Below are 8767 nucleotides of genomic sequence, written 5' to 3' on the forward strand. Positions count from 1 at the left end.
GTCTGTTTGTTTTTTTTTGGGGCGGTTGTTTCGACCCCCCCGGGGGGGTGTTGGCGGGGGCGCCCCGGCCGCCCCGCGGCGCGGGGGCCCCTCCGTCGTACCGGGGAGATCTGGGGAGGGGTGCGCGGATGAGTCGGCGTTCCGGTGGGCTGATCGGGGTGTGGGCCGAGCAGCAGCGGGTGGCGCAGCGGGAGCGGGAGGGGCAGCACCAGGCGGTGCTGCGGCAGCAGCGGGACGCCGAGCGGGCGCAGCGGGCGTACGAGCGGGACGTCGCCCGGATGCAGCGGGAGCAGCGGGCCGCCTACCGGCAGCAGCGGGACGCCGACGCCCTGCGGCGGACCCAGGAGATCGACCGGCGGGTCGCCCTCCTGGAGTCGCTGCTCGCGACGGGCTGCCGGGCGCCCGCCTTCGGCGTGGAGGCGCTGCGGCGGGAGGAGGTGATCGAGCCGTTCGCCCCCGGACCGCTGGGGGAGCCCGTCGCCATGCCGGACCAGCGGCACTACCCGCCGCAGGGAGCCCGGACCGCGTCCGGACGGGCCCGGGCCGAGCGGGACGCGCGGGCCAGGTTCGAGCACGACTGGTACGCGGCGCAGGCCGCCGAGGCGCGGCGGGTCGAGCAGCTGGCGGCGTACCGGCGCGCGTACGACGACTGGGCCGCCTCCCGCCGCGCCGAGATACGCGCCCAGAACAGCGGGATCGACGGGACCGTGGCCGCCCTGCGGGACGGGGACGCCGACACCGTCGTCGAGTACTTCACCGCCGTGCTCTTCGCGTCGACCGCCTGGCCCGAGGGGTTCCCCCGGGAGGTGTCGGCCGCCTACGACCGGGCCGGGCGGGCGCTCGTCCTCGACTGGGACCTGCCCGGCTACGAGGTCGTCCCCGAGGCCAAGGGCGTCAAGTACCTGCCGGGCACGGACCAGGAGAAGGAGGTCCCGCGGCCGGTGACGCAGCGGCGGGCGCTCTACCGGGACGTGCTGGCGCAGAGCGTGCTGCTCGCGGTCCGGGAGCTGTTCGCCGCCGACCGGTTCGGGGCGCTCGACGGGGTGGCGCTGAACGGGTACGTCGGCGGGGTCGATCCCGCCACCGGGCGGGCCGCTCGCGTGTGCGTGGCGTCGGTCGTGGTGGACCGGCCGGCGTTCGACCGGCTGAACCTGGAGCGCGTGGGGGCCGTCGAGTGCCTGACCGGGGCCCTGGCCGGGCGGCTCTCGGCCAGGCCGGACGAGCGGACGGCGGTGGCGCCGCTGCGGGAGCCGGGGCAGGTGGGCTCCGACGTGGTGGTGCAGGGGGACGGGGAGGAGCCCGATCTGCTCGCCATGGACCCGATCGCCTTCGAGGGGCTGGTGGCCGAGCTGTTCCGGGCGCGGGGCCTCCAGGCGGTGACCACGCAGCGCTCGGGCGACGGCGGGGTCGACGTCCAGGCGCTCGACCCCGACCCGATCAGCGGCGGGTCGATCGTGGTGCAGGTCAAGCGCTACCGGAACACGGTGCCGCCGAGCGCGGTGCGGGACCTGTACGGGACGGTGCAGGACCGGGGGGCCAACAAGGGGGTGCTCGTCACCACCTCGAAGTTCGGGCCCGGTTCGTACACCTTCGCCAACGGCAAGCCGCTGACGCTGATCGCGGGGACCGAGCTGGTGGACCTGCTGCACCAGCACGGCCTGCGGGGCCGGCTGGGCGGGCCCGCCCGGGAGGCGGCGCCCGCGCCCGCGCCGGTCTCCGCGCCCGCCGAGGCCTCCGAGGACTTCAACCTGCTGGGGATGGTGTGGTCGGGATCCGCGGCCCTGGACGTCTGCGCGCTGGTCTGCGCCGGGAACCGGGTCCTCGGCGATGAGTGGTTCGTCTTCTTCAACAACCCCGCGACGCCCGACGGTTCGGTGGCGATGGTGGCGGCCGCGCCCGGTGACCGCGCCGCCGTGCGGGTCGGCTTCGACGCGCTGCCCGCCCGGGCGGACCGGCTGGTCCTGGTGGCGGCCGTGGACCCGGAGGTGAACCCCGACGCGGATCTGGGGGGCTTCACGGAGGCCGGGATCAGGCTGCGGGACGACGCGGGCGCCGAGCTCGACCGCCTGGAGGTGTCCGACGGGCGGCCGGGGGAGACGGCGCTGGTCCTCGGGTCGTTCCGGCGCAGGGCCGGCGGGGACTGGGACTTCGTCCTCGGTGGGAAGGGGTACGGGGGCGGACTGGAGGAGCTCGTGGGGGACTTCGGGATCGAGGTGGAGTAGGGGAGCGGGCGGGCGGGGGCGCCGGGCGGGCCGCACCCCTTCGCTCAGCGGCCGGGCGGGGGCGCCGGGCGGGCCCCCGCCGCCTCGCTCAGCGGCCGCTCAGCCGGTTCGCCACGATCGCCACGCGGTCCGTCTCCGCAGAGTGGCCGGTGCTCTCGCGGCGGTCGGCGCCCCGGAACGCCGCGTACATGGTCTGGACGCCGAGCCAGCGCAGCGGCTCCGGCTCCCACTTGCGGACCTTGTGGTTCACCCAGGGCAGGGCGGTGAGGTCGGTGGGGCCCGACTGGCCGGAGTCCTGCTGGATCAGGTCGCGCAGGGTGCGGGCGGCGAGGTTGGCGGTGGCGACGCCGGAGCCGACGTAGCCGCCCGCCCAGCCGAGGCCGGTGGTGCGGTCGAGGGTGACGGTGGCGCACCAGTCGCGGGGGACGCCCAGGACACCGGACCAGGCGTGGTCGATCCGTACGCCCGCCAGCTGGGGGAAGAAGCGGACCAGGATCTCGCGGAGCGCCTCGATCGTCTGCGGCTGGGTGCGGCCGTCGTTGTCGGTCTTCGAGCCGAAGCGGTACGGGACGCCCCGGCCGCCCAGCGCGATGCGGCCGTCGGCGGTGCGCTGGGCGTACATGTAGGCGTGGGCCATGTCGCCGAGGGTCTCGCGGCCGTTCCAGCCGAGGGACTCCCACTGGGCCTCGGTGAGGGGCTCGGTGGCGATCATCGAGGAGTTCATGGGGAGCCAGGTGCGGCGCTGGCCGGCCAGGGAGGCGGTGAAGCCCTCGGTGCAGCGCAGCACGTACGGGGCGCGGACGGTGCCGTACGGGGTGATCGCGTGCTTGGGCCTGATCTCGGTGACGGGCGTCGACTCGTGGACGGTGACGCCGAGGGCCTCCACCGCGTCCGCGAGGCCCTGCACGAGCTTCACGGGGTGCAGGCGGGCGCCGTGCGGGGTCCAGGAGGAGCCGACGGCTCCGGCGACGCGGACGCGGTCGGCGGTCTCGCGGGCCCCGTACAGCTCGCGGTCGGTCTCGCCGAAGGCGAGCTCGGCGGCGTGGAAGGCCTTGAGGCGGGCGAGCTGCGCGGGGGAGAGGGCGACCTCCAGGACGCCGCCGCGGTGCTGGTCGGCGTCGATCTTCTCGGTCTCGCAGACGTCGAGGACCTCGGTGACGGTGGCGTTCATGTCCTGCTGGAGGCGGACGGCGGCCTCGTGGCCGTGGAGCTTCGCGTAGCGGTCGCGGCCCGCGATGCCGTTGTAGAGCCAGCCGCCGTTGCGTCCGGAGGCGCCGTAGCCGCAGAACTTGGCTTCGAGGACGGTGATGTTGAGGAAGGGGACGGCCTTCTTGAGGTAGTAGGCGGTCCACAGGCCGGTGTAGCCGCCGCCGACGATGCAGACGTCGGCGGTGGTGTCGCCGGGGAGCGGTTCGCGGGGCGCGGGGGCGCCCTCCTGCGCGTACCAGAACGATATGCCGCCGTTGACCGTGCTCATGTGTACCCCTGGATTCCGGATGCGTGGGCGGGACGTTACCGGTGGCCTCGGCTTCCTGGATACAGCTCCTCCGGCGGACCCGCGCGCCGGAATCTCGAAGGCGCCGCGCGACGCACACCCCCTAGGGTCGTGGGGTGATTCACGTACCGGAGGAACTGGCCGCGTCGCAGGCGAAGTACAACGGTGAGGCGGGGCGGGCGTTCGTCGCCGGGCTGCCCGCGCGGGCCGAGGAGTTCCTCGGCCGGTGGGGGCTGTCGGTCACGGGGCCCTCGATGTACGGGGTGGCCTCGCTGGTGCTGCCCGTCGTGCGGGACGCGGACGGCACCCGCGCCGCCCTGAAGATGCAGCTCCTCGACGAGGAGTCGGAGGGCGAGCCCGTCGGCCTGCGCGTCTGGGACGGGGCGGGCGCGGTCCGGCTCCTCGACCACGACGACACGACCGGGACGATGCTCCTGGAGCGCCTCGACGAGGCCCGGCCGCTGTCCGCGGTCGAGGACACCCGCGAGGCGCTCGGGATCGTCGCGGACCTGCTCGCCCGGCTCGTCGCCGTGCCCGCGCCCGCCGGGCTGCGGACCCTCGCGGACATCGCGGCCGGCATGCTCGCGGACGTCCCGCAGGCCGCGGCGCGGCTCGGCCCGGACGACGCGGCGGTGCTGCGGGACTGCGCGGCGGCCGTACGGGACGTGGCGGGCGAGCCGGGCGACCGGCTGCTCCACTGGGACCTGCACTTCGGGAACGTCCTGGCGGCCGACCGGGAGCCCTGGCTGGCCATCGACCCGAAGCCGCTCGCCGGGGACCCGGGCTTCGACCTGCTGCCGGCCCTGATGGACCGCTTCGACCCGGATCAGTTCCTGTGGCGCTTCGACCTGCTCGCCGAGGTCGTCGGGGACCGGCGGCGCGCCGTGGCCTGGACGCTGGGGCGGGTCCTGCAGAACGGCCTCTGGGACGTCGAGGACGGAGAGCCGGCCCTCGACCCCGAGCAGGTCGCGGCCGCGCGGATCCTGCTGGCGGGAAGGGCCTGATCCGGGGCGGGGTCCTGCTGGCGGCGAGGGCCCGGTCCGGGGCAGGGTGGGTCCATGATCCGTACCGCCACGCCTGCCGACGTCCCCGTCATCCACGCCCTGATCCGCGACCTCGCGGAGTACGAGAAGGCCCTCGACGAGGTCCGGGCCACTCCCGGGCAGCTCCACGAGGCCCTGTTCGGGGAGCACCCCGCCGCCTACGCGCACCTCGCCGAGACCCAGTCGGGCGAGCCGGTGGGCTTCGCCCTCTGGTTCCTGAACTTCTCGACCTGGCGCGGAGTCCACGGCATCTACCTGGAGGACCTGTACGTCCGCCCGGAGGCCCGCGGCGGCGGCCACGGCAAGGCCCTGCTCCGCGAACTGGCCCGGATCTGCGTCGAGCGCGGCTACGAGCGCCTGGAGTGGTCGGTCCTGAACTGGAACCGGCCCTCGATCGACTTCTACGCCTCCCTCGGCGCCCGCCCGCAGGACGAGTGGACGGTCTACCGGCTGACGGACGGGGCCCTGGCGGAGCTCGGCGGGGGGACGGTGTAGGAAAGGGGCATGGATGACATCGAGCAGCGGTTCCAGCGGATCACCGGCTTCATCGAGGCGCGGCTGACGCCCCTCTTCGACCCCGCCAACGGGAACGACCACGGATTCGGCATGGACGACACGTCGCGGGCCCTGCGGGCCCTGCGCTACACCGTGCAGGCCGCGTCGGCGGTCAACGGGCTCGTGGAGAAGCGGGAGACGGCGCCGGAGCTGCGCCAGGTCGTCGACCAGGCCCTGGAGCACAACTGGGACGTGCTGCGCTCCGCCGCCCGGATGTGGGAGGACCACCCGGACTTCCTGAAGGAGTTCAAGGCGCACTCCTGGGACGTCCTCGGGGTGTGACCCCCGCCTTCTCCTACGGGACGAGGACCACCTTGCCCGTCGTGCCCCGGTTCTCCAGGGCGCGGTGGGCCTCCGCCGCCTCCGCGAGCGGGAAGCGGTGGACCGCGGGGCGCAGGCTGCCGGTCGCCGCCGCGTCGAGGGCGGCGAGTTCGAGCGTACGGATGTCGCCGCCCGCCCTCTGGATCATGGCGGGGCCGAGCGTGAACTCCGAGGTGATGCCGCGCTCGGCGAGTTCCGTCGGGGTGAAGGTGAGCGGCTCGCCGTCGTGGAGTCCGGCGCCGGACCAGCCGAACACCAGGTGCTGTCCGCCCTTGCCGAGCAGGCCGACGGCGGCGCGGCCGGTGGCGCCGCCGACCGAGTCGAAGACGACGGTGGCGTCCCGGCCGACCGAGTCCAGGTACGCGCGGACCTCCTCCGGCCAGTCGGCCCGCTTGTAGTCGACGGCCAGATCGGCGCCGTTCGCCTCGACGAGGGCGGTCTTCGCGGGGCCGCCGGCGAGGCCGACGACGGTGGCGCCGGCGTTCTTGGCGTACTGGACGAGCAGGGTGCCGATGCCGCCCGCGGCGGCCGGGACGATCGCGACCGCGTCGGGGCCGAGCTCGGTGAAGCCGAGGATGCCCAGGGCCGTGCGGCCGGTGCCGATCATGGCGACGGCCTCCGCCTCGCCGAGGTGGTCCGGCAGGGCGTGCAGGCGGGCGGCGTCGGTGACGGCGCGCTCGGCGTAGCCGCCGGGGTTCATCCCGAGATGGGCGACGACCCGCCGCCCGAGCCAGGCCGGATCGGTGCCCTCGCCGAGGGCGTCCACGGTGCCGGCGACCTCGCGGCCCGGGATCGTGGGGAGCGCGGCGGGCGCGGGGAACGGGCCCGTGGCGCCCTCCCGGAGGGCGGTGTCGAGGAGGTGCACACCGGCCGCCGCGACCCGGATGCGGACCTGGCCGGGGCCCGGCACGGGGTCGGGGGTCTCCTCGTACACGAGGTTCTCGGCGGGACCGAAGGCGTGGAGGCGGATGGCGCGCATGACGTTTCCCCTGTCGTCGTACGGGTGGACTCGCGGCCCGGGCGGCTCGCGGATCCAGCCTCCGACCTCAACCGCGCTCGAGGTCAAGGCCGTGCTGGTGGTGGCGCTCCAGGAGGTCCGCGCGCAGGGCCAGCGACACCGCCTCGACCGCGCTCGTGAACGACACCTCCGACAGCACGCCCGGCGCCGCCACCTGGTCGCCCACCAGATACACCCCGTCGCCCCGGTCGACGGCCGGCCGGTCGCGCCAGGTGGTGCCGGGGCGGTCCACCGCGCCCGTACGGCCCTGGGACACGGCCTCCCTGCGCCACACCGTCCGCTCCCGCCAGCCGGGGAAGCCGAGGTCGAGCAGCCGCTCGCCGTGGGCCACGCCGTCCGCCTTCGACGCCCCGGGGCCGATCGGCAGCTGCGCCTGGACCAGCTGCTGCCCGGCCGGGGCCAGCGAGCGGTCCTGGGCCGTGAAGCGCTCGACCCAGCCGGGCGCGTCCAGGTCGGAGACCACGAACGGATCGCCCTTCCGGGTGCGCAGCGCCAGGTCGAGCAGGACCGTACGGCCGCTCTCCCAGGCCAGCGACGGGTCGCCGAGGAGCCGGGCGGCGGCGGGAAGCGCGGTCGCGACGATCACCGGACCGCCGTCGAGCGGCAGGTCGTCGACGCGGGACGAGGTCTCGATCCGCACGCCCAGCTCCCACGCGCGCGCGGCCATCCGGTCGATGAGCTGTCCCCAGCCGCCCCGGGGGTAGTGCGCCTCGGGCGGCAGGCACGCGGCCCGGTGCAGGCGCTCCTGCACGAAACGGGCGGAGAGGGAGCCGGGGTCGTGGTGGAAGAGCGCGACCCCGCTGTACGCGGCGGCCACGCGCGCGGTGCGCTCCCCCGACAGCCCCGCGGCCCAGGTGTGGAAGTCGACGTCCACGGGCGCCTCCTCCGCCGTGCGGCGGGCCTGACGGAACAGGCCCAGCGGCGGGGTGCGGCGCACCGCGCCGTCGAGGTGCACCCGGAACCGGAGCGCCTCGGCGGGCGGCAGCACGGCGAGCTCGCCGAGGAGACCGCGCTGCTTGAGCCAGGTCCAGTGGGGGCCGCCGTTGTAGAGGGCGTGCGGGCCCTCGTTGGTGAGGTACGGGCCCTCGGCCGTGCGCGCCCGCCCGCCGAGCGTCCGGTGCGCCTCGTGGACGGTCACCCGGGTGCCGGCCTCGGCGGCCGTGATGGCGGCGGTCAGTCCGGCGAAGCCGCCACCGATGATCGTGAGCTTCCGCATGTCCGTCTCCCTCGTGTCGGTCTCGTACGGGGGACGGGCGCCGGGCCTTCGGATGTGACACGGGGAGCGTTGTCAGTGGCGTACATCACGATGGGGTCATGGCGACACAGCGCAAGAAGAAGGTGGTGGGGGCACGGCGGCCGGAGATCCGGCTGCCGGTCCTGGAGGCGTACGAGGGCGGACTCGAACCGGACGGGGACTACGACGGCCTCGAACTGGCCGGACTCGACCTGACGGGCCAGTCCGGCGAGGGCGCCCGGTTCCTCGACTGCGCGCTCCGGGAGTGCGGGCTCGACGGGGCGCGGCTGACGGCGGCGCGGTTCCTCGACTCGGTCCTCACGGGGGTGCGGGGCGTGGGCACCGTGCTGGCCGGGGCGCAGCTGCGGGACGTGGAGGTCGTGGACGCGCGGCTCGGCGGGGCGCAGCTGCACGGGGCGGTCCTGGAGAGGGTCGTCTTCCGCGGCGGCAAGAGCGACTACCTGAACCTGCGGGAGGCGAAGCTGAAGGACGTCGTCTTCGAGGGCTGCGTGCTGAGCGAGCCGGACTTCGGGGGCGCGGTCCTGGAGCGGGTCGAGTTCGTGGACTGCGTGCTCACGGGCGTGGACCTCACGGGGGCGCGGCTGAAGGACGTGGACCTGCGGGGGGTGGCGCGCCTGGAGATCACCCGGGGCGTGGAGTCCCTGTCGGGCGCGGTGATCTCCCCGCCCCAGCTCCTGGACCTCGCGCCGATGCTGGCGGCGCGGCTGGGGGTGAGGGTGGAGACGTGACCCTGCGGGGCGGGGGGCGGTGCGGCGCGGCTTGGCCCGCGGCCCGTGTGGGCCCACGCCTTTGTGGCGCCTCGCCCGCTGCGCGTGTGGGGCGTTCGCCCACGCCCGTGTGGCGCCTCGCCCGCGCGCC

Annotated in this window: 8 protein-coding genes; 5 read left to right on the forward strand and 3 right to left on the reverse strand. The window is 75.3% G+C overall.

Going from position 1 to position 8767, the window contains the following annotated elements:
* Positions 1-128: 128 nt before the first annotated feature.
* On the forward strand, positions 129-2222 hold the full coding sequence (locus tag ACFV2S_RS37085; RefSeq protein ID WP_385570492.1) for a restriction endonuclease: 2094 nt from the start codon (positions 129-131) through the stop codon (positions 2220-2222).
* 88 nt (positions 2223-2310) lie between these two features.
* Here the strand turns inward: ACFV2S_RS37085 and ACFV2S_RS37090 are convergent, their stop codons facing one another.
* Positions 2311-3699 carry an NAD(P)/FAD-dependent oxidoreductase gene (locus ACFV2S_RS37090; RefSeq protein ID WP_385570496.1) on the reverse strand — a complete coding sequence of 463 codons (1389 nt, stop codon included), beginning with the start codon at positions 3697-3699 and terminating at the stop codon, positions 2311-2313.
* Positions 3700-3833: 134 nt separating this feature from the next.
* Here ACFV2S_RS37090 and ACFV2S_RS37095 point away from each other — a divergent pair, with 134 nt between their 5' ends.
* Genes ACFV2S_RS37095 through ACFV2S_RS37105 form a run of 3 tightly spaced genes read left to right on the forward strand, consistent with a single transcriptional unit; the run spans position 3834 to position 5597 of the window.
* A complete protein-coding gene (locus ACFV2S_RS37095) occupies positions 3834-4721 on the forward strand; it encodes an aminoglycoside phosphotransferase family protein (protein WP_385570501.1) in 888 nt (295 codons plus the stop codon).
* A gap of 54 nt (positions 4722-4775) precedes the next feature.
* On the forward strand, positions 4776-5255 hold the full coding sequence (locus tag ACFV2S_RS37100) for a GNAT family N-acetyltransferase (protein ID WP_385570505.1): 480 nt from the start codon (positions 4776-4778) through the stop codon (positions 5253-5255).
* Between the two features lie 9 nt (positions 5256-5264).
* Positions 5265-5597 (forward strand): hypothetical protein, encoded by a 333-nt coding sequence (locus tag ACFV2S_RS37105; protein WP_385570509.1) that lies wholly within the window; start codon positions 5265-5267, stop codon positions 5595-5597.
* 13 nt (positions 5598-5610) lie between these two features.
* Here ACFV2S_RS37105 and ACFV2S_RS37110 read toward each other — a convergent pair whose 3' ends face one another.
* Together ACFV2S_RS37110 and ACFV2S_RS37115 are read right to left on the reverse strand one after the other, a co-directional pair.
* The gene (locus ACFV2S_RS37110; protein ID WP_385570512.1) at positions 5611-6615 is read right to left on the reverse strand and encodes a zinc-binding dehydrogenase; all 1005 of its coding nucleotides are present in this window, start codon (positions 6613-6615) and stop codon (positions 5611-5613) included.
* 67 nt (positions 6616-6682) lie between these two features.
* Positions 6683-7870, reverse strand: a complete 1188-nt coding sequence (locus ACFV2S_RS37115; protein WP_385570516.1) for a phytoene desaturase family protein — start codon at positions 7868-7870, stop codon at positions 6683-6685.
* A gap of 98 nt (positions 7871-7968) precedes the next feature.
* Between ACFV2S_RS37115 and ACFV2S_RS37120 the strand changes: the two genes are divergently transcribed.
* A complete protein-coding gene (locus ACFV2S_RS37120; RefSeq protein ID WP_385570520.1) occupies positions 7969-8637 on the forward strand; it encodes a pentapeptide repeat-containing protein in 669 nt (222 codons plus the stop codon).
* Positions 8638-8767 lie beyond the last annotated feature (130 nt).

This window comes from Streptomyces sp. NPDC059695 (assembly GCF_042733785.1).
In the GTDB taxonomy this organism is placed as follows: domain Bacteria; phylum Actinomycetota; class Actinomycetes; order Streptomycetales; family Streptomycetaceae; genus Streptomyces.